This is a genomic window from Azospirillum humicireducens (assembly GCF_001639105.2).
Taxonomy (GTDB): domain Bacteria; phylum Pseudomonadota; class Alphaproteobacteria; order Azospirillales; family Azospirillaceae; genus Azospirillum; species Azospirillum humicireducens.
Genome location: NZ_CP015285.1, coordinates 2,524,051 through 2,546,631, shown reverse-complemented (window position 1 = coordinate 2,546,631; position 22,581 = coordinate 2,524,051). Strand labels below are relative to the sequence as shown.

Genomic DNA, 22,581 nt, shown 5'->3' with positions numbered 1-22,581 from the left:
AACGGTCCGAAGCGGATGGGGGATACCGGTCAGGTTTCCCCGCCTGACCCGTCGGGCCACCGTTCCGTTTCCATTGACAGAACCTGCGCCACGTCTCACCTTCGCCAGACTATGGTGACGATTCACGGCACCTGCGTCTTGCTTTCCGACATCGGCGTGCTGCTGCGCGGGGAGTCCGGGCGCGGAAAATCGGATTTGGCCTTGCGACTGATCGACGGTGGCGCCCGGCTGGTCTCGGATGACCGGGTGGCGCTGCGCGCCGGGTCCGGCCGGCTGACCGCTTCCGCCCCGCCGGCGCTGGCCGGACTGCTGGAGGTGCGGGGTGTCGGCATCCTGCCGGTGCCGTCCGCCGTGTCGGCCGATGTCGCGCTCATCGTCGATCTGGTGCCGCGCGACGAGGTGGAACGCCTGCCGCAGGCGGAGACCGAGATGCTGATGGGCATCGCCCTTCCCAGGCTGGGCCTGCACGCCTTCGACGCCTCCACCCCCGCCAAGATCCGGCTTGCCGCCGCCTGCCTGCGCGGCGGCCGGCTGGAGCGGGTGCCAGCCGGCCTGTCTGTCCAGCCTGGCCCGGGCCACTCAGTTCAGATTCAGCCCGGTCCGGTCGCGCCATGATCCTGTCCGACTTGCCGCCCGATCCCGCCACCAGTGCGCCGGTCAACGGTCCGGCGGCCCGTGGCCGGGTCGTACTCGTCACCGGGCTGTCGGGGGCCGGCATGTCGGTGGCGCTGAAGGCGCTGGAAGATCTGGGATACGAGGCGGTCGACAATCTGCGCTTGTCGCTGGTCCCGGCCCTGCTCCGGCAGGCCGACCCGAAGCGCCGGCCCCTGGCCCTGGTGATCGACAGCCGGACCCGCGACTTTTCCGCGCAGAGCTTCCTGGACGAGCTGGCGGAACTGCGTGGCCGTGCCGACCTCGACGTGAGTCTCGTCTTCCTCGATTGCGGCGACGAGGTTCTGCAGCGCCGTTTCACCGAGACCCGCCGCCGCCATCCGCTGGCGGAGGACCGGACGGTCCCCGACGGCATCCAGCGCGAGCGTGGACTGCTGTTCCCGCTGAAGGAGGAATCCGACGTCACGATCGACACGACGCAACTGTCCATTCATGATTTGCGGCGCATCCTGTCCGGGCATTTCCGGCGTGACGCCCAGGCAGCCCTGCAGGTGTTCGTGACCTCCTTCTCCTTCCGCCAGGGTCTTCCGCGCGAAGCCGATCTGGTCTTCGACGTGCGGTTCCTGACCAACCCGCATTACGACCCGGAGCTTCGGCCGCTGACCGGCCTGAACCCGGCCGTCGCGGCACGGGTGGAGAGCGACCCCGACTTCCCCGCCTTCTTCCGGAACCTGACGGAGCTGCTGCGCCCGCTGCTGCCCCGCTACAACCAGGAAGGAAAGAGCTATCTGACCATCGCCATCGGCTGCACCGGCGGCAAGCACCGGTCGGTCTTCATCGCCGAACGGCTGGCCGCCTGGCTGAAGGAGCAGAGGCTGCGGGTCAGCCTGAGCCACCGGGAGCTCGACCGGCTGGGTCTGCGCACCGCGGGGCCGCCCGGCAGCCAGACCGGACCCTTGGCTGGCAATCCGGCCGGCAATCTGGCCGGCAATCTGGGATGATGCAAATTGCACCTTGACGACCATACGTCCAACCAACGATCCAGATGCGATGCGGGCCGTTGCCTTCCGGCAGCGGTTCTCGCCCAGGTCTCCGGGGAGGACCCAACCTTGAAGGATGTCCCATGATCGGTATGGTTCTTGTCACCCACGGGCGCCTGGCCGAGGAGTTCATCGCCGCGCTGTTCCATGTGGTGGGCGAACAGCAGCAGGTTCGGGCCGTGTGCATCGGTCCGGACGACGACATGGAACAGCGCCGCCAGGACATCCTGAACTCGGTGGCGGAGGTCGATGACGGGTCGGGTGTCGTGGTGCTGACCGACATGTTCGGCGGCACGCCGTCCAACCTCGCCATCTCGATCATGGACAAGGCGAAGGTGGAGGTGATCGCCGGCGTCAACCTGCCGATGCTGATCAAGCTCGCCAGCGTGCGGAAGACCGAACCGCTCGACAAGTCGGTGATCGCCGCCCGCGACGCCGGGCAGAAATACATCAACGTCGCCTCCACCCTCCTGTCGGACTGAAGCCGCCCACCATGAGCCACCCCGACGAAACGGCGCCCGCCGACGGAGAAATCCGCCGGACCGCCACCATCACCAACCAGCGTGGCCTGCACGCCCGCGCCTCGGCCAAGTTCGTGAAGCTGGTCGCCACCTTCGACGCCGAAATCTCGGTGCGCCGCGGTGAATCCGTCGTGTCCGGCGAGTCGATCATGGGGCTGATGATGCTGGCCGCCGGTCCCGGCACCAGCGTGGAGCTGCGCGCGACCGGCGCCGATGCCGACGCGGCGATGGATGCCCTCCTGGACCTGATCAACCGCAAGTTCGATGAAGAGTGACCTGTCCTCCACCGGCGCGGCCAACGGCCCCGTGGCCGGTCCCGATCGCGGCGGCTCCGGCGGCGTCCCCACGCCCGAATCGTTGAGCGGTTCGGGGAGCGGTTCGGCGCGTGCCCTGCGCGGCCTTGGCGTGTCGCCCGGCATCGCCATCGGCCCGGCCCATGTGGTCGAAAGCGGTGCCGTCTCCATCCCCGAATACACCGTCGCCCCCGATGCCGTCGAGGCGGAGGTCGCCCGCTTCAACGAGGCGGCGGCCAAGGCGCGGCGCCAGATCAAGAAGCTGAAGAGCAAGGCGCTGGTGCTGCCCGATTCGGCGTCGGAAGAGATCGGCTTCCTGCTGGACGCCCACCTGTCGATGGTCACCAACTCGCGCCTGACCCGCGGGGTGGAGCATCGCATCAAGCAGGACCGCGTCAACGCCGAGGCCGCCATCCAGGCGGAGATCACCGCCATCGCCGCCACCTTCGCCGGCATGGACGACGCCTATCTGGCCGGCCGCATCGACGATATCCGCGAGGTCGGACGGCGGCTGACCCGCAACCTGATGAAGCAGGAATTCCGGGCCTTCAGCAACCTGCCCCCCGGCAGCATCATCCTGGCGGAGGAACTGACCCCCGCCGACACCGCCCTGCTCGACCCCGCCGTCGTCGGCGGTTTCGCCACCGTGCTGGGCGGCGCGGAAGGCCACACGGCGATCCTCGCCCGGTCGCTCGGCCTGCCGGCGGTGCTGGGCGCGCCCGGCCTGCTGGCCGGGGTGCGCAACGGCGTGACGGTGATCGTCGACGGTCTGCAGGGCCGCGTCCTGATCGATCCCTCGACCGAGGTGCTGTCGGAGTATGGCGAGCGCCGGGCCGCGCGCGAACGCGAGCGCCAGGGCCTGAAGAGCCTGCGCAAGCTGCCCGCCGTCACCCGCGACGGTACCTCCATCACGCTGATGGCGAACCTGGAGCTGCCCCGCGACCTGGATCACGCGCTGGAGCATGGCGCCCAGGGCATCGGCCTGCTGCGGACCGAGTTCATGTTCATGAACCGCGACCATCTGCCCGACGAGGATGAGCAGTACGCCGTGCTGCGCACCATGATCGAGGGGATGGGCGGCCGCACCGTCACCGCCCGCACCATGGATCTGGGCGGCGAGAAGCTGGCCGGCTGGATGGCCGGGCGCTATGGCGAGCCGGCCAACCCGGCGCTCGGCCTGCGCGCCATCCGGCTGGGCCTGCGCGAACCGAAGCTGCTGGAAACCCAGCTGGCCGCCATGCTGCGCGCCGGTGCGCACGGGCCGCTGCGCATCCTGTTGCCGATGATCGGGTCGGTCTCCGAAGTTCAGAAGGTGCGGGAGATGATGGGCCAGGTCGCCCGCCGCCTGCGCCGCCGCGGTGTCGCCATCGCCGACCCGCTGCCGCCGGTGGGCGTGATGGTGGAGGTGCCGGGGGCGGCCCTGTCGGCCGACGCGCTGGCCTATGCCGCCGACTTCTTCGCCATCGGCACCAACGACCTGACCCAGTACACGCTGGCCATCGACCGCGCCGACGAACAGGTCGCCACCCTCTACGACCCGCTGCATCCGGCGGTGCTGCGGCTGATCCAGTTCACCATCGAGGCGGCCTTGCGCGCGCGCATCACGGTGTCCGTCTGCGGCGAGATCGCCGGCGACCCACGCTATTCCGCCCTGCTGCTGGGGCTGGGCGTGCGCGAGCTGTCGATGGCGCCGCTGTCGGTTCCGGCGGTGAAGAAGCGGATCCGTTCGCTCGACCTGATGGAGGCGAGCCGGCGCGCCCGCGTCATCATGGACCAGAGCGACAGCGGGCGGATCGCCACGCTGCTGGACGACTTCAACGCCATCCTGTGATGTTCCGGTCGCGGCCATGGGATGGGGCGGAAGTCCCCTCCCATGGTTCCTTCGTCACGGCGCCTTCCGCCCCGCCATATGCCCGAGATAGGCGATGACGCGGTCGAGATCGGCATCGCTCAGCATCGCCGGATCGAAGCCCGGCATCTGCTGGCCCGGCCATGTCCGGACGGATCGGGGGTCGCGGATCAGCCTCTTCAACCCGGCCGGCGTGAGATACTCGGTCGGGTTCATCGGCCGGTTCAGGTCCGGCCCCATCGCGGCGCTGCCGGCGCCGTTCAGGGTGTGGCAGGCCATGCATTGGGTGATGAACACCGTCTGTCCGGCCCGGATCGGCGAGTCGGCGGCCAGCGCCGGTTCGACCGCCAGCTGCGGCCAGCGCTTCAGCGGATCGTCCGAAGCGACGATGCGGGCCAACTGATAGGGCCATTGCTCGCTGCGCACTCCCGAGGCTTCCGGCCGTACCCACACCAGATAGAAGGGACCGGCCGACACCTCCTTGCCCGGAAGGTTGGGCCACGGCCGGTCGGCCGGCTCCACCGCGAGGAAGGCGACGGCACCGTCGGGACCGGTGCGCAGGCACAGCTCCGGCGGCAGTTGCGCGGTGAATCCGTCCGAAGCCACTCCTTCCAGCACGGTGCCGGGCGGAAACTCTCCGGTGCCGAGCAGGCTGGCGAGCGGCACGGCGCGGTAGCTCATCGGGCGGCCATAGGAGATGTCTGCGGGAATGTCGACGGTCACCATGTCGGGGCGGGCCAGCAGGGCGTCGCGGTCGAACACCCGTTCGGATCCGGCGACGGCGATCGTCAGCGCCGGCCCGGTGGCCAGTGCCGGATGAAACGGCAAGGCGGCGAGCATAAGAAACAGGGGGACCAGCAGGCGTCCGGCCCGGCCTCCGACCATGGAGCCGAGCATGCGCGCAATCGACGGCTTCATCATTCCGGTTCGTCCTCCGCGTCGTTCCCGTCCCACAGATCCTCATCGCCCGGTCCGGGACCATGCCGGGTGGAGGCGGTTGCCTCCCGTTCCAGCCGCTCGATCTGTTCGGGGTGGGTGATCTCGATCATGGGGCCATTGCGCAGGGTGATCCAGCCCCGCACGCGCACACGCCGTCCTTCCAAGGACAGCGGGTCGATGCCGGCGCGGGTGACCTCGCGCATCGCGGCGCGGCCGATATGGACGGTGACGTCGCTGTGCCAGTCGGCGCCGAAATCGAGCCAGGCCTCGCCGCCGCTCTTGGAGATGGCCAGCACCACCCCTTCCACCAGTTGGAAGCTGTCGCGGTCGCGGGCGAGATCGTCGGGATCGCCGGCGTCCCGCACCGCATAGACCCGGCTGCGCCAGAGCCCGCGGCCGGCGGTGCGCGCCTCATCCTCGCCGGCCAGCAGTTCGGCGGCATAGGCGCGGGCGTCGGGACGGGTGTGGACGCGGGCCAGCCCGCGGACGAGCAGGGCCGATTGCAGCCACAGCCCGTCTTCCCGCACCAGATGGGCGAGCAGCCGGCCATGGCGGTCGACCGGAGCCGGGCCGTGCAGGACGACGCGGCGGCCGAGCGCCAGTTCGGACAGCGCCCTGGTCGCCGCTTCCGCCAGCGGCCAGACGCGGCCGTCGGCCGGGTCGGCGGTGCGCGGCGGCTTGGCGGCTTCGATCCCCGCCAGCCGGACGCGGCGGCCGTCCTCCAGCTCCAGCGTGTCGCCGTCCAGCACGGCGGTGACGCGCAACGGCTCCGCCGACGCGGCGCCGGCCAGCAGCATCCAGCCCAGCAGCAGGACCGGCAGGCTCACGAGCGGGAGCGGGACAGGTCGCATGGAGATCGCCGTCTTTGCGGAACAACCGCCGCCGGGCGGGGTTTTGACCGGTATGCCGATCCACGCCCCCTTCCGCAAGCCGTTCCGTGCCGCGCTGGCAGCCCTCTGTCTGGCCGTCACGGCGCCCGCCCTGACCGCTCCCGCCCCCGCACGGGCCGGGCTGCTTGACAATGTCCTGTCCGGCGACGAAGCCGCGCTGGGCGCGCAGGAGCATCCGAAGATTCTGGCCCGGTTCGGCGGAGCGGTGAAGGATGCCCGGCTGCAGGGCTATGTCGATCAGCTGGGCCGCAAGCTCGCCTCCACCACGGCACGGGCGCGCGAACCCTGGACCTTCACCGTGCTGGACAGCGACGTGGTCAACGCCTTCGCCGTGCCCGGCGGCTATGTCTACGTCACCCGCGGCCTGCTGGCCCTGGCGAAGGACGAGGCGGAGGTGGCCGGCGTGCTGGCGCACGAGATCGGCCACGTCACCGCCCGCCATTCGGCGCAGCGCCAGACCCGGCAGACCATCGCCGGCATCCTGGCTGCCGGGGTCGGGCTGGTCTTCGGCGACGACACGCTGGCGCAGTTGGCAGGGCTGGGCGGCACCGCGGTGGTCGCCAGCTATTCGCGCGAGCAGGAGTTGGAGGCCGACCAGCTCGGCGTGGAAACGCTGCGGCGTGCCGGGTACGATCCCTTCGCCATGGCCACCTTCCTGGAGACCCTGCGCCGCGACAGCCAGTATGACGGCCTGCGCTCCGGCAACAAGGGAGCGGGCGGCTTCGACTTCTTCGCCAGCCACCCGGCGACCGAGGATCGCATACGCCGCGCCGCCGATCTTGCCCGTGCCATCCCGCAGGGCGGCGCCCGCCCGCGCGATCCTTACCTGGCGGCGGTCGACGGCATGATCTATGGCGACAGCCCGGAGAACGGCTATGTCCGCGGCCGGGGCTTCGCCCACCCGCAGCTTGGCATCGCCTTCACCGTGCCGAAGGGCTACTCCCTGCTGAACGGGGCGGATCAGGTGGTCGCCAAGGGGCAGAACGGTGCCGCCATGGCTTTCGATGGCGGATCGGCGGCCGGCGTCTCCGACCCGGCATCCTTCCTGACCGGAGTGTGGGGAAAAGGCGCCACCCTGTCCAACCTCCAGCGCATCACCATCGGCGGCATGCCCGCCGCCACAGCCACCACCCATGGCGAGGCGGAGGGCGAGAGTGCCGACATAAGGCTGGTGGCGATCCGCATGCCGGACGGCCGGATGTACCGCTTCACCTTCCTGGCGCCCGCGGGATCTCTGGCTCGTTTCGATACGGATTTCCAGGCGACGGCCAACAGCTTCCATCGGTTGACCGCGCAGGAGGCGGCCCGTTACCGCCCCCGCCGCGTCCAGGTGGCGACGGTGCAGCCCGGCGACAGCGTCGACGGCTTCGTCCGCCGCATGCCGCAGGAGCCCTATGCCGAGGAATTGTTCCGGATCATCAACGACCTCCCGCCCGGCACGCCGTTGGAGCCGGGGCAGCGGGTGAAGGTGATCGTCGGCGAATAGGGGCGGAGGAGGATGCCCGCAGACATCAGCGTGACCGCATGAAATCCGCGTAAGGATACGGTCCGGCGGGTTGCTCCGGAACGTACGGGCAGGTAGGCTGCGCCGCATGCCCGACAGTCCCTCAGCACGCGTACAGTTGCCTCTGCCCGCTCCGGCGCCGGCCGCCAAGCGGGCCGGGCAGGCGGGCAGCAAGACGCGGGCGACGCTGGCGCCTGAGCCGGCCAGACGGCGACGGCTGCGGTTGCCGATCGCCGCGGTGCTGGTGGCCGGTTTCGGGTCGCTGATGCTGGCGGCGGTCGCCAGCGTCCTGATCCTGGGCCTGGTCAGCGCCAGCACCAACACTTTTGCCCTGCTGAATGATAAGGCCGACCTCGCGCTCGCCGGGGTGGAGGTGCGGGTGCGCCACCAGCTCGATCCCGCGCGGGAGATGGCGCGCTTCGTCGCCGGACTGGTCGAGCGCGGCGACCTGCGCGCGATTGACGGCACGGCGATGACCGACACATTGCGCGGCGCGCTGGCCGGTGCGCCGGACGTCACCGGGCTGGCCTTCATCCGCCCGGACCTGACCGGCGTCCGGGTCGCCCGGCTGAATGGCGACCTCATCGCCGAGCCCTTCGACATGCAGGGCGGGAGCGACATTCCGCCGGAGGTCCTGGACGGTCCCAACCGCAGCGCCGCCACCTGGGCCGATCCACGCTGGCTGAAGGAGGCGCAGAACAGTTTCCTCACGCTGTACCAGCCGGTGCGGCGCGACGGCCGCTATCTGGGACAGGTGGCGGTCGGCGTGTCGCTGGGCGACCTGTCGCGCTTCCTGTCGGTGCTGTATGTGGAGCAGGGGCTGAACGCCTTCGTGCTGTACGATCAGACCCATGTTCTGGCCCATCCGGCTCTGGTCGGCCGCAGCTTTGATTTTTCCGGCAAGCTCGACGGGCCGCCGCTGCCGCGGATCGATCAGGTTGACGACCCGGCGCTGGCGGCGTTGTGGACCAGCGGCGTCCCGGTCCAGTCGCTTAAGAAGCGGGTGGAGGCGCGCGGCGTGCGCGTGCTGGGCAGCGACTACATGTTCCTGACCCGCAGCATGGCGGGATACGGCCAGCAGGACTGGATCATCGGCATCGGCTATCGCGATGGCGAGATGGGCGTCGAGATCCGCCGACTCTACATCACCGGCGCCGTGGGGCTCGCCATCCTGCTGGTGTCGGTTGGGGTGGCGCTGCTGGTCGGGCGGCGGATCAGCCGGCAGGTGGCCCGGCTGGCCGAGGCCGCCGACCGCGTCCGCGCCTTCGAGTTCCGCACCATCGCCGACCTGCCGGATTCCCGGCTGCGCGAGATGGCGCGCGCCGCCACCGCCTTCAACGCGATGGTCGCCGGCCTGCGCTGGTTCGAGACCTATGTGCCGAAGGCGCTGGTCCTGCGGCTGATGCGCCAGCGCGAGACCGAGGGCGGGCTCGATTCCGTCCAGCGCGAGGTGACGGTGATGTTCACCGACATCCGCGGCTTCTCACGCATGGCCGAGCATATGGCCGCCGCCGACACCGCCGCCCTGCTGAACGAGCATTTCACCCTGCTCGCCGCCTGCATCGAGGCGGAAGGCGGCACGGTGGACAAGTTCATCGGCGATTCCCTGATGGCCTTCTGGGGCGCGCCGGAAGCGCAGGAGGACCACGCCGTCCGTGCGCTGCGCGCCGCGCTGGCCATCCACCACGCTATCCGCGCCGACAACCGCCGCCGGGTCGCCGCCGGCCGGGCGCCGATCCATGTCCGCGTCGGCCTGCACAGCGGCCCGGTGGTGGTGGGCAACATCGGCTCCGACAGCCGGATCAACTACACCATCGTCGGCGATACGGTGAATGTCGCCGCCAGGATCGAGGAGCTGTCGGGCGGACTCCAGGGCGACGCCGAGGTGATCGTGCTGACCAGCGGCGTCACCGCCGCCAAGGGCAAGGACGCCGTTCCGCTGGTCCGCCAAGGCGGCAGGTCGCTTCGTGGCCGCACCGGGATGACCGAGCTCTGGCGCCTGGTGCCGGAGGATGAAAGGAAGGACGTTGCGAAGGCGGCGGCGCCGACAGGTGGAACCGCGCCCCCATTTCCGGCTCCCTCTCCCGGAGGGGGAGAGGGCATCAAGCCGGTGCTTGCAGGTAAGGATACGCCCTGAATTGGGCTGGCTTTTCCAGCTAATCCATTGATAATGCTGAAAGTACCGCACCTTTATCCTTACGTCAACGCCAGCTGCGACGGCCACCGCGGCGGTCATCCTCGTCGAACAGCTCGGCCAGCTTGTTCATCATGGTGCCGCCCAGCTGCTCGGCATCGACGATGGTCACGGCGCGGCGATAGTAGCGGGTCACGTCATGGCCGATGCCGATCGCCACCAGCTCGACCGGCGACCGGGTTTCGATCTGCTCGATGGTCTGGCGCAGGTGGCGTTCCAGATAGTTGCCGGCATTCACCGACAGGGTGGAGTCGTCCACCGGTGCGCCGTCGGAGATCACCATCAGGATGCGGCGCTGTTCCGGCCGGCCGAGCAGGCGGTTGTGCGCCCACTGCAGCGCCTCGCCGTCGATGTTCTCCTTCAGGATGCCTTCGCGCAGCATCAGGCCCAAATTCTTGCGGGCGCGGCGCCACGGCATGTCGGCGGCCTTGTAGACGATGTGGCGCAGGTCGTTCAGGCGGCCGGGATGCGGCGGCTTGCCGGCCGCGACCCAGGCCTCGCGCGCCTGCCCGCCCTTCCAGGCGCGGGTGGTGAAGCCCAACACCTCCACCTTCACCGCGCAGCGCTCCAGCGTGCGGGCGAGGATGTCGGCGCTCATCGCGGCGATGGAGATCGGCCGTCCGCGCATGGAGCCTGAATTGTCGATCAGCAGCGACACCACCGTGTCGCGGAAATCCATCTCCTTCTCCGCCTTGAAGGAGAGCGGCAGCACCGGGTTGGCGACGACGCGGGCCAGCCGGGCGGCGTCCAGGATGCCCTCCTCCAGGTCGAAGTTCCAGGAGCGCTGCTGCTTGGCCATCAGGCGGCGCTGCAGCCGGTTCGCCAGCTTGGAGATCACGCCCTGCAGATGCAGCAGTTGCTGGTCCAGCAGGTGGCGCAGCCGTTCCAGCTCCGCCGGGTCGCAGAGGTCGGCGGCGTCGACCACCTCGTCATACTGGGTGGTGAAGGCCTTGTAGGCGTTGGGATCGGGTTCGTTGCGGCGGTTGGCGTCGTTGCGCCAGGGCTGGCCGGGGCCGGCGGGCTCCTCCGCCCCCTCGCCCTCGCCCATCTCCATGTCGCCTTCCTCGCCGGCACCCTCCTCGGCGCTGTCGCCGGCCTCCGACGAGTCCTGCATTTCCGAAGAGGCCATGGATTCGGACTCGGACTGGTCCTCGTCCTGGCCGCGGGTCTGGCCGCTCTCGGGCGAATTCTCATCCTCGGAGGACTGGGTCTGCTGGTCCTCCTCCTCTTCCTGGTCGGCTTCCTGACCGACCTCCATGTCGAGATCCGCCAGGAGCCGCCGCACGGCCTTGGCGTAGGCTTCCTGGTCGCCGGCATAATTCGCCAGCCCCTTCATGTCCCGGCCCAGCCGCTCCTCGATCCAGGGGCGCCAGAGGTCGACGGCATGGGCGGCGGCGGGCGGCGGCGCGGCACCGGTCATCGCCTCGCGCGCCATCAGCCGCAGCGCTTCCGACAGCGGCACCTGCCCGCGGTCCTCGACGCGGTCGAGACCCTGGCGGGTGTAGCGGTCGTCCAGCGCCGCTTCGAGATTGTGGGCGACGCCGGCCATGTCGCGGCTGCCCAGCGCTTCGCAGCGCGCCTGCTCCAGCGCGTCGTAGGCCTGGCGCGCGGCATCGCCCAGCGGCATGCGGTGGGCGTGCACCGCGGCGTCGTGATGGCGCAGCCGCAACGCCACGGCATCTGCCGCACCGCGCAGCTTGGCGACCTCGACCGGGTTCAGGTCGCGCGCCGGCAGCGGCACCCGCACACGCTGTCCCGACAGCCCCGGCGGATCGGACGAGAAGCCGACCTGCACCTCCGCCCGCCGGGACATGGCGCGCACCGTGGCGGTGGTGGACCGCTTGAAGGCTTCGACGGGGGTGTCGTTCTGGGTGGTCATCGCGGGGCGTCTTTGGGTTGTGGTACCGGCTTCGTACAAGGTCGGAGAACTGCGGGCAAGATTGACACGGATTTCACGGATTTGGGCACGGATTTCACGGATTTTCTAATGTGCCAGCACTCGCTTGACCGTAAGGCTAGGTCCGGCGAAGTTGAACAGAAGCCCAACCGGCAATCCGCTTGCCCGCAGATAGTTCAGGACTTGGCGGCTGTGGGCTTGGATCAAAGCCTCGCAAACCTTCAATTCCACGATCAGCCGCTTTTCGACCACGAGATCCGCAAAATAGCTGCCGACGGGATCACCTTTGTAAAGCACCTTGAAAGGCACTTCCGTGGCAACCGTCAAACCGGCGTCGGATAACTCACGAAACAGCGCCTTTTTATAGACCTGTTCGGCAAACCCATGGCCCAATACGGCATGAACCGCAAAGGCGGCGCCGATGACCCGCTCGGTCAAGCGGTCGAGATCGGCGCCCAGGCTCACCTTCATCCGTGAAATCCGTGTTTTAATCCGTGAAATCCGTGCGAATCCTTGTGTGCTGCGCCCCGACTTCACCGAAGCGCGGGGCGCAGCTCGGACACGTCACACGAGGTTCGCCTGGACCCCCGTCTCCGGCAACTCCACGCCGAAGCAGCGCTGGTAGTATTCGGCCACCGTCGGCCGCTCCACCTCGTCGCACTTGTTCAGGAAGGTGATGCGGAAGGCGAAGGCGACATCGTTGAAGATCTTCGCGTTCTCGGCCCAGGTGATGACCGTGCGCGGGCTCATGACGGTGGAGATGTCGCCGTTGATGAAGCCTGCGCGCGTCAGGTCGGCCAGACGCACCATCGAGGCCACCGTGTCGCGGCCCTTGGCATCGTCGTACGACTTCACCTTGGCCTGGACGATCTTCATCTCGGCGTCGACCGGCAGGTAGTTCAGCGTCGCCACGATGTTCCAGCGGTCCATCTGGCCCTGGTTGATCTGCTGGGTGCCGTGATAGAGGCCGGTGGTGTCGCCAAGACCGACGGTGTTCGCCGTGGCGAACAGGCGGAAGGCCGGGTGCGGACGGATGACGCGGTTCTGGTCGAGCAGCGTCAGCTTGCCTTCCACCTCCAGCACGCGCTGGATCACGAACATCACGTCGGGACGGCCGGCGTCATACTCGTCGAACACCAGGGCGCAGGCATGCTGCAGGGCCCAGGGCAGGATGCCCTCGCGGTATTCGGTGACCTGCACGCCGTCGCGCAGAACGATGGCGTCCTTGCCCATCAGGTCGATGCGGCTGATGTGGCTGTCCAGGTTGACGCGGATGCAGGGCCAGTTCAGCCGGGCCGCGACCTGTTCGATGTGGGTCGACTTGCCGGTGCCGTGATAGCCCTGGACCATGACGCGGCGGTTGTAGGCGAAGCCGGCGAGGATGGCCAGAGTGGTGTCCCGGTCGAAGCGGTAGGCGCTGTCGAGGTCGGGCACATGCTCCGAGCGCTGGCTGAAGGCCGGCACCTGCATGTCGCTGTCGATGCCGAAGACCTCACGCACCGAGACCGTCGTGTCGGGCTTGTGGTCGAACAGGGCCGAGCTGGCCTGGGTCGCTCCTTGGGAAGCCATGGGTGGTTTCTTACGTTCCAGCGAGTGTCGGTTGTCCAGCGGCCGCGGGATTGACCCGGCCCGCCAACGGGGGTTCAGGCAGCATAACAGGCTTTCAGCGTATTGTAGGCCTGATTGATTTCTTTCAGGCGTTCTTCCGCAGCCTTGTCGCCGCCGTTGGCATCGGGATGATGCTTTTTCGCAAGCTCCCGATAGCGTGCCTTGATGCGGGTGAAGTCCACCGGCGGCGCCAACTCCAGGACGGCCAGCGCCTTTTCCTCTTCGGTGCGGGCCTGGGTCCGGCGATGCGCCTTTTCCTCGTCCTTCGTCTTGCCGGCCTCATGGCCGAATTCGAAACTGAAGCCGTTGACCACGCGGTCGCGGATGAAGCGCTCCTGCGTCGCCCATTTGCCGAGCGGCCAACTCGGCCGCTGCCAGGTGGTGTCTCGCCGCACCTCCGCCTCGATCTGGTCGGTGGACATGCCGGCATAATAGTCCCAGGCGCGGTTGTACTCCCGGACATGATCCAGGCAGAACCACCAATACTCGTTGAGGCTGCTGCGGCTTTTCGGCGCACGGTATTCGCCGGCGGCGACGCAATCGGGATGGTCGCACACACGGGTGGCCGCGCGCGGGGCGGCGTAGCTGTCGTAACTGGAGCGGGTGCGGTTCCTGGTCATCGGGCAAGTATGGGAAGAGCCGATGCCTCTGGCAAGCATGCCGAATCGGGCTTCCGTCATCCGCAACGCGCGGGCTGCGACGCTTGACAGACGGAAAATCGCACCTTCTCCTTTCTGGTGCCGATCGCCCTGGGGAGCCGCTCCTCCGGCGACTGCCCCCCCCCACCGCTCATGCGATAAATACCGGGACCCCCGCCATGGAATACGCCACCCGCATCCGCGAGAAGCTGACCGCCGGACTGGCGCCTGATCGTCTGGAGGTCGTCGACGACTCCGCCCGCCATGCCGGCCATGCCGGCGCGGACGCCGCGGGCGAGACCCATTTCCACGTTACCGTTGTCTCCCCCGCCTTCACCGGCAAGTCGCGGGTGGAGCGCCAGCGCATGGTCTATGCCCTGTTGGCCGACGAACTGCGCGAGCGGGTGCATGCGCTGGGCCTGACCACCCACGCTCCCGGCGAAGCAGGAGCCTGACGGCAGGGGCGCCGCCTCCCGCATCAACACTCGTCTGCCGCACCTCAAATAACGCGCGGTTGAGGGGCTGAAATTACATACATATGAATGCAACCAAGAGGAGATTTATGGAAATGTTGTAAGAATGGAAGGCGCGTGCGTGGTTGCAATTCCCGCTGCGTTTAGTAAAGTGCGATATATGCAACCATTTATCGCGCCGTGGTGGACACAAACTTCGCATGTCCGCCGGCGGCTTCGTGGAAGGGGCTGCGGATGGCGAAGCGTGGGCCGAAGAAAAAGCGGGTGAACACCCCACAGGCGGGGGTGGAGCCGTTGAGAAGCCAGAACATCATGATCGGCGGACATCGCACGAGCATGCGGCTGGAACCGTCGATGTGGGATGCTCTGGAGGATATCGGCCGTCGGGAAGGACTGACCGTCAATCGTCTCTGCACGCAGATCAAGGAACGGATCGAGGAGCAGGCTCGCCGCCGTGGCATCAACCCGGAGGAAGCGGACGTCACCCTGACATCGGCCGTGCGTGTCTTCATCGCGTCCTATTACCGGCGCGCCTGCACGGAGGATGGCCATCTGCGTGCAGGCCATGGCGGCAGCGATCCGTTCGTCGGCACGCCATTCGAATTGCCTGCTGTCGATGATGTCGACGGCGGCCAATCCTCGGTTGCGGCGGGCGGCAGCTTTCCCACCCCCGGCGGCCAATCCGCCTCGCCTGGCACTCACCTGGAGGCTTGACGGCGCGGGGCGACCCGGCCGCCGCCGTCAGTCCGCCTGCCCCCCAGCTGTTTTCCGATGCGGCGATGCCTACTCCGCCGCTTCCTCGCGGGTGGCGTCTTCGTTTCGGTCCCCGGTGTAGTGGGCAGGCCAATTCTTGCGCACCACGTCTCCGCTGCTGTCGAAGATGTGGCACATGTTCAGAAGGACCGGCCGTTTGCCGTCGTCGTGTGGCGGCTTGCCGGCCGCCTTCGCCCGTTCTGCCGCCTCGCGGGCCAGGATCGGGTAGACGGTCTGGAAGGCCGTCGTCGCCAGCGGGCCCAGCAGTTCCACCAGATGGGTGCAGCCCTTCGGTCCGCCCAGCCGGTCCTTGACCGCACGGGTCCAGCCCGGACCGATGCGCAGGCCGACCAGCTTCTGGAACTGGGGCGTGATGGCGCCGCAGGCATTGTAGGGGCTGTGCTGGGTGACCGCCTCAACCGCCTGGACGGTCAGCGTGTCGTCGACGGTCAGGCGCATCCACATCTGGTGGATCGGCGTTCCCGGCTCCAAATGTCCGCGCTCCTCGGTATGGAAGCCATAGCTCTTGACGTCGGTCAGATGTCCCTCGATGTCCCACAGCCCATCGGCGCGCCGGAACCCCTGGCAGGTGACGCGGCGGGTGTGGATCGGCTCGCGCGCGGCGGGGGCGGACAGCGAGGGCGCGGGCATCGGGCTTTCCAGTTCAGCAGTGAGGATGGCTCACCCTCGACTATCGGCGGGGCCGGGCGCCCGGTCAACCCGACCCCGCCGCAACGCAGCGTTACCTATGGGTCAGCCTTCCGGTCAGCCAAGCCTGGCCTCCGCCGAATAGCCGGAGCCGAACATGTAGGCTTCGCGGTTGCGCAACTCGTCCTCCAGATGGGCGCGGACGACGGCGAACAGGTCGCGGATCGACACCATGCCCACCACTTCGCCGCCGATTGCGATGGGCAGGTGGCGGTAACGGCGCCGTTCCATCAGGTCGAGCGCGGACAGTGCCGTGGCCGACGGCTCCAGCGTGTCGGGATCCGCGGTCATGACCGCCGACAGCGGCGTGGTGTCGGGGTCGAGTCCGGCGGCAACCACGCGCGTGGTCATATCGCGTTCGGTGACGATGCCCTTCAGCGTCCGCCCTTCGGTTACCAGCACCGCGGCGATGCGCTTTTCCGCCATCAGGGTGGCGGCATCGCGCACGGTTGCTCCGGGCGGCAGGCAGGTCAGTTCCTGATTCTTGATGACGTCCGGCATCAGTCGGCGTGTCGGCATGTGTCCCATCTCCCTCATGATTGCAGGTTTTGTGGACGAACGATGCACTCGACCGCGATTTCGCAGCGCGGTATGCCGATCCTGTCAGGCAGAAGCACGGATAGTCAATAGAACTGATTGTTAAAAACTTTACATGTGCCTGGGTTGGCTTTGGCGTCCGCCGGCTTTACTGGGTGGACTCAAGCTGCTTGCGCAGCCCTTCGATGCCGCTGGTGTAGATGCCGGCGATGACCTTGCGCGCTTCCGCGTCGGGGGCGCCGCTGGCCTGGAAGCTGGAGGACCAGGTGATGCGGGTGGTGCGGGCATCCACCGCGCTGAGCCGGATGGTGGAGCTGTAGTTCTTCACCGGCAGCGGTCCGTTCAGCAGGGTGTAGCGCAGGCGGTGCTTGGCGGCGGAGACGGACATCAGCCGCTCCTGGATGGCGCCGCCGCCCTTCAGGGCGATGTCGCGCTCCTCCTTGCCGCCGGACTTGCGCAGGGTGCAGCCTTCCACGGCGGGATGCCAGTTGGCGATGGCGCAGAAAGGGCCGACCTGAGTCCAAACCTGCTCGATCGGCGCCTTGATCGTCGCCTGCTCGCGCACCTCCAGCGCCAGGGCCGGTGCCGCGGCCAACATCAGCACCGCGGCTATGCCAATCATCGCCTTCATCACCCATCCTCCCGTTCTGTGCCGCGGCGGGACGGCCGCGGTCCTGGCCGGGAGTATGGGCGGGCAACGGCGAGGGCCGCTATTGTGCGAAAGACTGATTATCTGCAAATGCACGATTGAAGCGGTGCGGGCATCAGGCCGGGGTCACCGCCTCTTCCAACACGGCGCGGACGGCGGCGGCATCGACGTCGCGGCGGGTGAAGGCGTTGCCGATGCGGTCGGCCAGGATGAAGGTGATGCGGCCATCCTGCACCTTCTTGTCCTTGGCCATCGACCGCACCAGCCCGTCCACGTCCCAGGCGACGCCGGCGATGTCGGCCGGGCGCACCGGCAGCCCGACCTCGGCCAGATGGGCGCGGGCGCGCCGCGCGTCCTCGGCCGGGCAAAGCCCCAGCCGGACCGACAGGTCGAAGGCCAGCACCATGCCGATCGCCACTCCCTCGCCATGCAGCAGGGTTTGGCCGAAGCCGGTCGCCGCTTCCAGCGCATGGCCGAAGGTATGGCCCAGGTTCAGCAACGCCCGGTCGCCGCTCTCGCGCTCGTCGACGCCGACGATGTCGGCCTTGGCGCGGCAGCTGACGGTCACCGCATGGCGCCGGGCGTCGCTGTCGCCATCGACGACACGCCGGCCGTTCTGCTCCAGCCAGGCGAAGAAGTCGGGCTGGCGGATCAGGCCGTACTTCACCACTTCGGCATAGCCGGCCAGAACCTCGCGCCGCGGCAGGGTGTCCAGCGTTGCGGTATCGGCGATGACCAGCCGGGGCTGGTGGAAGGCGCCGATCAGATTCTTGCCGTGGCGGCTGTTGATGCCGGTCTTGCCGCCGACCGAGCTGTCGACCTGGGACAGCAGCGTCGTCGGCACCTGGATGAAGTCGATGCCGCGCAGGGCCGATGCGGCGGCGAAGCCGGTGATGTCGCCGATCACCCCGCCGCCCAGCGCCAGAAGGGCGGTGGACCGTTCGATTCCACGGCCCAGGATGTCGTCCATCAACTGTTGGAAATGGGCGAAGTCCTTCGTCTTCTCACCGGCCGGCAGGACGATGGCCGGCTGCGGCGCGATGCCCGCCGCCAGCATCGCGGCGTTCAGCGTGTCCAGATGCAGCGGTGCCACGTTGGCGTCGGTCACGACGATGGGGGCCCGGCCGCGGGTGACGGCGGCGATGCGCTCGCCGGCGTCGGCCAGCACGCCGTCGCCGACCAGGATGTCATAGCTGCGGGCGCCCAGCTCCAGGCGAACGGTGTCGAGTGCGGCCGGGGGGGCGGCGGAGATGGAGGTCATCGGGGCAGTCCGCGAAGCTGGAGGTTCAGGAAAGGGTGTGTGGACCGGTCCTCAGGGAGCGTCGGCCTTGGCGGTCCGGCCGCCGCGCGGGCCATGACCCGTGCCCTGGCGGTGGGGGAGCTGGACACCGAAATGAGCCTCCAGCGCGTCGATCACCAGTTCCACCGTCACGTCCGGCGGGCGTTCGTCGCTGACCACGGTCAGGTCGGCCTCGGCATAGACGGGATAGCGCTGTTCCATCAGCCGGCCCAGGATGGCGCGTGGGTCGCCCTGGTTCAGGATGGGGCGGTGGGTCCGCCGCGCGGTGCGGGCGACCAGCACGTCAAGGTCGGCGCGCAGCCAGACCGAGAGGCCATGCTCGCGGATTGCGGCGCGGGTGTCGGGGTCCATGAAGGCGCCGCCGCCGGTGGCCAGGATGTGCACCGGTTCGTCCTTCAGCAGGCGGGTGATGATCCGGCGCTCGACGGAGCGGAAGACCGGCTCGCCGTCGCGGGCGAAGATCTCGGCGATGGTGCAGCCGGCCGCGGCCTCGATCTCGGTGTCGGCGTCGCGGAAGGGCAGGTGGAGCCGTGTCGCCAGCCGGCGCCCGATGGCGCTCTTGCCGGCGCCCATCAGGCCGACCAGAACCACGGTGCGCGGCAGCAGCGGTGCCTTGTCCTCCGCCGTTCCGGCTCCAGTCTCCGGAAGCAGGGCCGTCATCGCCTTGTGCAATCCCATCACGTCCATCTGATCCGCCACCCGTACCCGCAACTCCGCTGTCCGCCCGATCCTGCGGGACAGCCGTCATGCCGCTGAAACAGACAACACTCATACCCGCCGAAAGCTGGCGGGCACAAGCGCGCTCCCCGGCCTCCCTTCCGGAAAGCCGGTCCTGAAAGCCGGCCCGGAAAGCCAGGAGGGCGGGTTGCGCGGCGGTCCAACCTGTGGCTACACTGCGCCGCCGCCGAACGGTCTCTCCGTCGGCGGTGCTCCCGGTCGCCGGTCACCGCCGCGGCCGGGGTGCGGATGCTTTAGCAGAAAAGCCATTGCTTGTCCCAAGCCCTGCGACCGCCGGGCGTGGTAGCTCCGCTCCGATCCGCTGTTTCCCGACACAACGCGTCCTTGGTGCCATGAGCCGGTTTCTCTCCATCCTCATCGTCCTGCTGTTGCTGGTGATCGCCGGTGGCATGGTTTTCCTCGCCTCGTGGGACCTGCCGGCTCCATCGAAGACGGTGGAGAAGGTACTGCCGGATGAGCGCTTCCCGCGCTGAACCCCGACCATCGGCCGGGACTGTTCCGCATTCGGGCTTCCCGCTTTCGGCGTCCCTGCTGCTGGCCGCACTGCTCTCGGCCGGTCTGACGGCAGCGGGCTGGCCGGCGCCCGCCGCGGCGCAGATCGTCGGTCCGCCGGTCCGGCTGACGCCCGACGCCGGAACGGATGCGCCGGCTCCCATACCGGTGCCTGTCGCCACGCCTGCGCCGGTCGTCGTTCCCGCCTATCCGCCCGCGGTCACCCGGCCGCCGCCTGTCTCTCCGGTGGTGGCGCGGCCGGCGCCGGTCGCGCGCGAGGCTCTGGGCGCCCCCGATCCGGACGGGGCAGGCACGCTGAGCGGGTTGCAGGGGCTGGGCGCCGACCCCTGGCGCGGCGTCGGCCGGGCGGAGCTTCTGCCGCTGATCGCCGCTCTTCCGGTCGATACGCCCTCCCCTGCCGTCAAGGCGCTGGAACGTCGGCTTCTGCTGAGCGCCGGGTCGCCGGAGGTGGCGGAGGGAGAGATTCCGCCGTTCCGCCGCTTCGGCGCGCTCCGCATCGAAAAGCTGGCGCGGATCGGCGATCCCGCCGCAGCGGCCGATCTGGCGGCCCTGCTTCCGGCGGCGCTGGCGGCGGACGAGGCGGCGGCGAGGGCGCTGACCGATGCGGAGCTGGTGCGCGGCGGCCTGGACTGCACCCGTGCGCTCGCCCGCGGCAAGAGCTTCGCCTCCGCTTACTGGACCCGGCTGGCGCTGTTCTGCCACGCCCGCGTCGGCAACCGTACCGGCACGGACGAGGCGATGGCGAGCCTGCGCAGCGGCGGTGCCCGCCGCTCCGACCCGTTCATGATGGTGGCCGAGGCGCTGGCCGGCGCAGCCCCGCCCCCTGCCCGTTCGCTGGTCCTGCAGGGCGATCCCGACGGGCTGGCGCTGACGCTGGCCGCCATGCGGACGGCGCGGATCGGGGTTCCGCCCGACCGGCTGCCGCTCGACACCCCGCCGGCCCTTGCGGCCATCGCCACCAACCCGTCCACCGACCCCGCCACCCGAGCCGCGGCCGGGGAACGGGCGGCCGCCTCCCTGTTCCTCGACGCCCGCCAGCTGCTCGACCTCTATGTCCAGGTGCCGCCATCGGGTGACGAGCTGCTGCGGGTGAGGGACATCGCCCGGCGCGACCGCGGCGCCCGCACCCGCGCCCTGGTCCATCAGGCGATGGCGGCGGCGATGGACGGGCAGCGCCGCGTCGCGCTGGCCTCCCTGGCGGTGGAGCTGGTCGACCCGCGCCTGCGCGCCGGGCCGGTCGGCGGCGCGGCGGCCGGGCTGCTCGACACCGTGTCGCCGAGCGGTGACGCGGCGGCGCTGGCCCCGGCCGCGGCCCGGCTCTATTACGCGCAGGGCCGGCTCGATCAGGCGCGGCGTTGGCACGATCTGGCCCTGCGCAGCGGGCGGAGCGCCGACACCGCCTGGCTGTGGCCGCTGGCCGTGGCGGCGACGGGACGTGGCGGCGACGACCCGCGCGCGCTGGCCGCCTGGCTGGAGGAGGCGCTGCGTGGTGCCGACACGTCCGCCCGCAGCCGCATCGCCGGCCAGCTGGCCCTGCTCCAGGCGACCGGCATCGTCATCGCGGACGAGGTCTGGATGAAGGTCACCGACGGCGCCGGTCCGCCCAGCGGCAGCGATGCCGGCGTCGATCCGGCGCTGTGGAAGCGGCTGGGCGATGCCTCCGCCGGCGGCCGGGTCGGCGAGACGGTGGTCGCCGCCCTGCTCCTGCTCGGGGAAGCCGGTCCGGCCGGCTTGCCGCCGGTCGTCACCGCACGGGTGGCCGCCAACCTGAAGGCGGTCGGGCTGGAGCCGGACGCCCGTGCGCTTGCCCGCGAGGCGATGGCGGCCATCGCCGGTCCCACCGCTGCCGATCCCGCTCTTTCCGAACGGGGCGCGCAATGACCTCATGCCCGGAAAGCCTGTCACCACGATGACCGCCAGCAAGAGTCCCGCCAAGCGCCGGGGCCGGCCGTGCAAGCCGCGCCCGCTCGCCGCCTCCCCGCATCTGGACGCCTTCCTCGACATGCTGACGGCGGAGCGCGGCGCGGCGGTGAACACGCGGCTGGCCTATGAGCGCGACCTCGCCGACCTCGGCCGCTGGCTCGCCCAGCGCAGCGTGGCGCTGGAGGGGGCCGGCACCGAGGATCTGCGGGCCTATCTGGCGGTGCAGAGCAAGGACGGCGCCCCGCGCACGGTGGCGCGGCGGCTGTCGGCGATGCGGCAGTTCTACCGCTTCCTGCTGTCGGAAGGACGGCGTGTGGACGATCCCGCTTCGCCGCTCGACAGCCCCAAGCAGGGCCGGCCGCTGCCCAAGATCCTGACCGAGGCGGAGGTCGGCGCCATGCTGTCCACCGCCGAGGCGCGCGGCGGGCCGGAGGGGCTGCGGCTGGTGGCCTTGCTGGAGGTGCTCTACGCCACCGGCCTGCGCGTGTCGGAGCTGGTCGGCCTGCCGATGACCGCCATCATGCGCGACGGCCGCGGCCTGCTGGTGCGCGGCAAGGGCGGCAAGGAGCGGATGGTGCCGCTGTCCGACCCGGCGCTGGCGGCGCTGGCCGCCTACATCCCCTTGCGCGGCCACTTCATTCCGCCGGCCGCAGGTGCCGAGGCCGGGCACAGCCCCTTCCTGTTCCCGTCACGCAGCTCCGGCGAAGGGCACCTGACACGCCAGCGCTTTGCCCAGTTGCTGAAGCAGCTGGCCATCGATTCCGGCATCGACCCCGAGAAGGTCAGCCCCCATGTCCTGCGCCACGCCTTCGCCACCCATCTGCTGGACCATGGCGCCGACCTGCGCTCCGTCCAGAAGATGCTGGGGCATGCCGACATCGCGACGACGCAGATCTACACCCATGTGGTGACGGAACGGCTGAAGAAGGTCATGCACGATCACCACCCGCTCGCCCGCCGCAAGGTGGAAGAGCCTTCGGAGGGATGAGGGAGGTAAGGATG

At 69.4% G+C, this 22,581-nt stretch carries 23 protein-coding genes; 12 read left to right on the top strand and 11 right to left on the bottom strand.

All coding sequences use genetic code 11. The annotated features are described in order from the left end of the window. Positions 1-111: 111 nt before the first annotated feature. From A6A40_RS11940 to ptsP, 5 genes are all read left to right on the top strand, one after another. Entirely contained in the window at positions 112-615 is a 504-nt protein-coding gene (locus A6A40_RS11940; protein ID WP_063635588.1) for an HPr kinase/phosphorylase, read from the top strand. Further along, positions 612-1,613 carry an RNase adapter RapZ gene (gene rapZ / locus A6A40_RS11935; protein WP_063635587.1) on the top strand — a complete coding sequence of 334 codons (1,002 nt, stop codon included), beginning with the start codon at positions 612-614 and terminating at the stop codon, positions 1,611-1,613. The genes A6A40_RS11940 and rapZ overlap by 4 nt, the downstream gene beginning before the upstream one ends. A 122-nt stretch (positions 1,614-1,735) precedes the next feature. Further along, positions 1,736-2,134 (top strand): PTS sugar transporter subunit IIA, encoded by a 399-nt coding sequence (locus A6A40_RS11930; protein WP_042690507.1) that lies wholly within the window; start codon positions 1,736-1,738, stop codon positions 2,132-2,134. 11 nt (positions 2,135-2,145) lie between these two features. Continuing rightward, entirely contained in the window at positions 2,146-2,448 is a 303-nt protein-coding gene (locus A6A40_RS11925) for an HPr family phosphocarrier protein (RefSeq protein ID WP_063635586.1), read from the top strand. Then, the gene (gene ptsP / locus A6A40_RS11920) at positions 2,438-4,297 is read left to right on the top strand and encodes a phosphoenolpyruvate--protein phosphotransferase (protein WP_082860797.1); all 1,860 of its coding nucleotides are present in this window, start codon (positions 2,438-2,440) and stop codon (positions 4,295-4,297) included. The genes A6A40_RS11925 and ptsP overlap by 11 nt, the downstream gene beginning before the upstream one ends. A 54-nt stretch (positions 4,298-4,351) precedes the next feature. Here the strand turns inward: ptsP and A6A40_RS11915 are convergent, their stop codons facing one another. Next, positions 4,352-5,236, bottom strand: a complete 885-nt coding sequence (locus tag A6A40_RS11915) for a cytochrome c (protein WP_236783656.1) — start codon at positions 5,234-5,236, stop codon at positions 4,352-4,354. Next, positions 5,233-6,081 (bottom strand): thermonuclease family protein, encoded by an 849-nt coding sequence (locus A6A40_RS11910; protein WP_063635585.1) that lies wholly within the window; start codon positions 6,079-6,081, stop codon positions 5,233-5,235. Before A6A40_RS11910 ends, A6A40_RS11915 begins: the two co-directional genes overlap by 4 nt. A gap of 76 nt (positions 6,082-6,157) precedes the next feature. Between A6A40_RS11910 and A6A40_RS11905 the strand changes: the two genes are divergently transcribed. Together A6A40_RS11905 and A6A40_RS11900 are read left to right on the top strand one after the other, a co-directional pair. Next, positions 6,158-7,630 carry a M48 family metalloprotease gene (locus tag A6A40_RS11905; protein ID WP_236783655.1) on the top strand — a complete coding sequence of 491 codons (1,473 nt, stop codon included), beginning with the start codon at positions 6,158-6,160 and terminating at the stop codon, positions 7,628-7,630. A gap of 136 nt (positions 7,631-7,766) precedes the next feature. Further along, positions 7,767-9,785, top strand: a complete 2,019-nt coding sequence (locus A6A40_RS11900; protein WP_236783654.1) for an adenylate/guanylate cyclase domain-containing protein — start codon at positions 7,767-7,769, stop codon at positions 9,783-9,785. 64 nt (positions 9,786-9,849) lie between these two features. Here the strand turns inward: A6A40_RS11900 and cobT are convergent, their stop codons facing one another. The 4 genes from cobT to A6A40_RS11880 all read right to left on the bottom strand — a co-directional run bounded on the left by cobT (position 9,850) and on the right by A6A40_RS11880 (position 13,967). Continuing rightward, positions 9,850-11,721: a cobaltochelatase subunit CobT gene (cobT, locus tag A6A40_RS11895; RefSeq protein WP_063635582.1), complete on the bottom strand. Its 1,872-nt coding sequence runs from the start codon at positions 11,719-11,721 to the stop codon at positions 9,850-9,852. Positions 11,722-11,826: 105 nt separating this feature from the next. Beyond that, the gene (locus A6A40_RS11890) at positions 11,827-12,210 is read right to left on the bottom strand and encodes a GxxExxY protein (RefSeq protein ID WP_063635581.1); all 384 of its coding nucleotides are present in this window, start codon (positions 12,208-12,210) and stop codon (positions 11,827-11,829) included. A 93-nt stretch (positions 12,211-12,303) separates the two neighbouring features. Then, complete coding sequence (gene cobS, locus A6A40_RS11885) at positions 12,304-13,308, bottom strand: cobaltochelatase subunit CobS (RefSeq protein WP_063635580.1); 1,005 nt, start codon at positions 13,306-13,308, stop codon at positions 12,304-12,306. Between the two features lie 74 nt (positions 13,309-13,382). Then, complete coding sequence (locus A6A40_RS11880) at positions 13,383-13,967, bottom strand: DnaJ domain-containing protein (RefSeq protein ID WP_063635579.1); 585 nt, start codon at positions 13,965-13,967, stop codon at positions 13,383-13,385. Positions 13,968-14,164: 197 nt separating this feature from the next. On the opposite strand from A6A40_RS11880, the gene A6A40_RS11875 reads away from it, so the two are divergent. Both A6A40_RS11875 and A6A40_RS11870 read left to right on the top strand, forming a co-directional pair. After that, positions 14,165-14,440, top strand: a complete 276-nt coding sequence (locus tag A6A40_RS11875; RefSeq protein WP_063635578.1) for a BolA family protein — start codon at positions 14,165-14,167, stop codon at positions 14,438-14,440. Between the two features lie 252 nt (positions 14,441-14,692). Beyond that, positions 14,693-15,172, top strand: a complete 480-nt coding sequence (locus A6A40_RS11870; protein ID WP_063635577.1) for a ribbon-helix-helix domain-containing protein — start codon at positions 14,693-14,695, stop codon at positions 15,170-15,172. 69 nt (positions 15,173-15,241) lie between these two features. Here A6A40_RS11870 and A6A40_RS11865 read toward each other — a convergent pair whose 3' ends face one another. The 5 genes from A6A40_RS11865 to A6A40_RS11845 all read right to left on the bottom strand — a co-directional run bounded on the left by A6A40_RS11865 (position 15,242) and on the right by A6A40_RS11845 (position 19,065). Beyond that, a complete protein-coding gene (locus tag A6A40_RS11865) occupies positions 15,242-15,862 on the bottom strand; it encodes a DUF2889 domain-containing protein (protein WP_063635576.1) in 621 nt (206 codons plus the stop codon). Between the two features lie 114 nt (positions 15,863-15,976). Beyond that, positions 15,977-16,438, bottom strand: a complete 462-nt coding sequence (locus A6A40_RS11860; RefSeq protein ID WP_063635575.1) for a CBS domain-containing protein — start codon at positions 16,436-16,438, stop codon at positions 15,977-15,979. 166 nt (positions 16,439-16,604) lie between these two features. After that, entirely contained in the window at positions 16,605-17,087 is a 483-nt protein-coding gene (locus A6A40_RS11855) for an SRPBCC family protein (protein WP_082860795.1), read from the bottom strand. A 133-nt stretch (positions 17,088-17,220) separates the two neighbouring features. Beyond that, positions 17,221-18,366, bottom strand: coding sequence for a 3-dehydroquinate synthase (gene aroB / locus A6A40_RS11850; RefSeq protein ID WP_063635573.1), 1,146 nt, complete (start codon positions 18,364-18,366; stop codon positions 17,221-17,223). A 51-nt stretch (positions 18,367-18,417) separates the two neighbouring features. After that, positions 18,418-19,065: a shikimate kinase gene (locus A6A40_RS11845; RefSeq protein ID WP_167562473.1), complete on the bottom strand. Its 648-nt coding sequence runs from the start codon at positions 19,063-19,065 to the stop codon at positions 18,418-18,420. 410 nt (positions 19,066-19,475) lie between these two features. On the opposite strand from A6A40_RS11845, the gene A6A40_RS30980 reads away from it, so the two are divergent. From A6A40_RS30980 to A6A40_RS11830, 3 genes are read left to right on the top strand one after another with little or no spacing between them, the layout of a single operon-like run. Further along, the gene (locus tag A6A40_RS30980; RefSeq protein WP_167331734.1) at positions 19,476-19,616 is read left to right on the top strand and encodes a hypothetical protein; all 141 of its coding nucleotides are present in this window, start codon (positions 19,476-19,478) and stop codon (positions 19,614-19,616) included. Next, positions 19,597-21,537, top strand: coding sequence for a hypothetical protein (locus A6A40_RS11835; RefSeq protein ID WP_063635571.1), 1,941 nt, complete (start codon positions 19,597-19,599; stop codon positions 21,535-21,537). Before A6A40_RS30980 ends, A6A40_RS11835 begins: the two co-directional genes overlap by 20 nt. 4 nt (positions 21,538-21,541) lie before the next feature. Then, positions 21,542-22,567, top strand: coding sequence for a site-specific tyrosine recombinase XerD (locus A6A40_RS11830; protein WP_082860794.1), 1,026 nt, complete (start codon positions 21,542-21,544; stop codon positions 22,565-22,567). The last annotated feature ends 14 nt before the right edge of the window (positions 22,568-22,581 follow it).

Excerpts from the sequence above, each read along its gene's own strand:
- A6A40_RS11940 (WP_063635588.1), top strand. The coding sequence starts at position 112 with ATGGTGACGATTCACGGCACCTGCGTCTTGCTTTCCGACATCGGCGTG.
- rapZ (WP_063635587.1), top strand. The coding sequence starts at position 612 with ATGATCCTGTCCGACTTGCCGCCCGATCCCGCCACCAGTGCGCCGGTC.
- A6A40_RS11930 (WP_042690507.1), top strand. The coding sequence starts at position 1,736 with ATGATCGGTATGGTTCTTGTCACCCACGGGCGCCTGGCCGAGGAGTTC.
- A6A40_RS11925 (WP_063635586.1), top strand. The coding sequence starts at position 2,146 with ATGAGCCACCCCGACGAAACGGCGCCCGCCGACGGAGAAATCCGCCGG.
- ptsP (WP_082860797.1), top strand. The coding sequence starts at position 2,438 with ATGAAGAGTGACCTGTCCTCCACCGGCGCGGCCAACGGCCCCGTGGCC.
- A6A40_RS11915 (WP_236783656.1), bottom strand. The coding sequence starts at position 5,236 with ATGATGAAGCCGTCGATTGCGCGCATGCTCGGCTCCATGGTCGGAGGC.
- A6A40_RS11905 (WP_236783655.1), top strand. The coding sequence starts at position 6,158 with ATGCCGATCCACGCCCCCTTCCGCAAGCCGTTCCGTGCCGCGCTGGCA.
- cobT (WP_063635582.1), bottom strand. The coding sequence starts at position 11,721 with ATGACCACCCAGAACGACACCCCCGTCGAAGCCTTCAAGCGGTCCACC.
- A6A40_RS11890 (WP_063635581.1), bottom strand. The coding sequence starts at position 12,210 with ATGAAGGTGAGCCTGGGCGCCGATCTCGACCGCTTGACCGAGCGGGTC.
- cobS (WP_063635580.1), bottom strand. The coding sequence starts at position 13,308 with ATGGCTTCCCAAGGAGCGACCCAGGCCAGCTCGGCCCTGTTCGACCAC.
- A6A40_RS11880 (WP_063635579.1), bottom strand. The coding sequence starts at position 13,967 with ATGACCAGGAACCGCACCCGCTCCAGTTACGACAGCTACGCCGCCCCG.
- A6A40_RS11875 (WP_063635578.1), top strand. The coding sequence starts at position 14,165 with ATGGAATACGCCACCCGCATCCGCGAGAAGCTGACCGCCGGACTGGCG.
- A6A40_RS11870 (WP_063635577.1), top strand. The coding sequence starts at position 14,693 with ATGGCGAAGCGTGGGCCGAAGAAAAAGCGGGTGAACACCCCACAGGCG.
- A6A40_RS11865 (WP_063635576.1), bottom strand. The coding sequence starts at position 15,862 with ATGCCCGCGCCCTCGCTGTCCGCCCCCGCCGCGCGCGAGCCGATCCAC.
- A6A40_RS11860 (WP_063635575.1), bottom strand. The coding sequence starts at position 16,438 with ATGCCGACACGCCGACTGATGCCGGACGTCATCAAGAATCAGGAACTG.
- A6A40_RS11855 (WP_082860795.1), bottom strand. The coding sequence starts at position 17,087 with ATGAAGGCGATGATTGGCATAGCCGCGGTGCTGATGTTGGCCGCGGCA.
- aroB (WP_063635573.1), bottom strand. The coding sequence starts at position 18,366 with ATGACCTCCATCTCCGCCGCCCCCCCGGCCGCACTCGACACCGTTCGC.
- A6A40_RS11845 (WP_167562473.1), bottom strand. The coding sequence starts at position 19,065 with ATGACGGCCCTGCTTCCGGAGACTGGAGCCGGAACGGCGGAGGACAAG.
- A6A40_RS30980 (WP_167331734.1), top strand. The coding sequence starts at position 19,476 with ATGAGCCGGTTTCTCTCCATCCTCATCGTCCTGCTGTTGCTGGTGATC.
- A6A40_RS11835 (WP_063635571.1), top strand. The coding sequence starts at position 19,597 with ATGAGCGCTTCCCGCGCTGAACCCCGACCATCGGCCGGGACTGTTCCG.
- A6A40_RS11830 (WP_082860794.1), top strand. The coding sequence starts at position 21,542 with ATGCCCGGAAAGCCTGTCACCACGATGACCGCCAGCAAGAGTCCCGCC.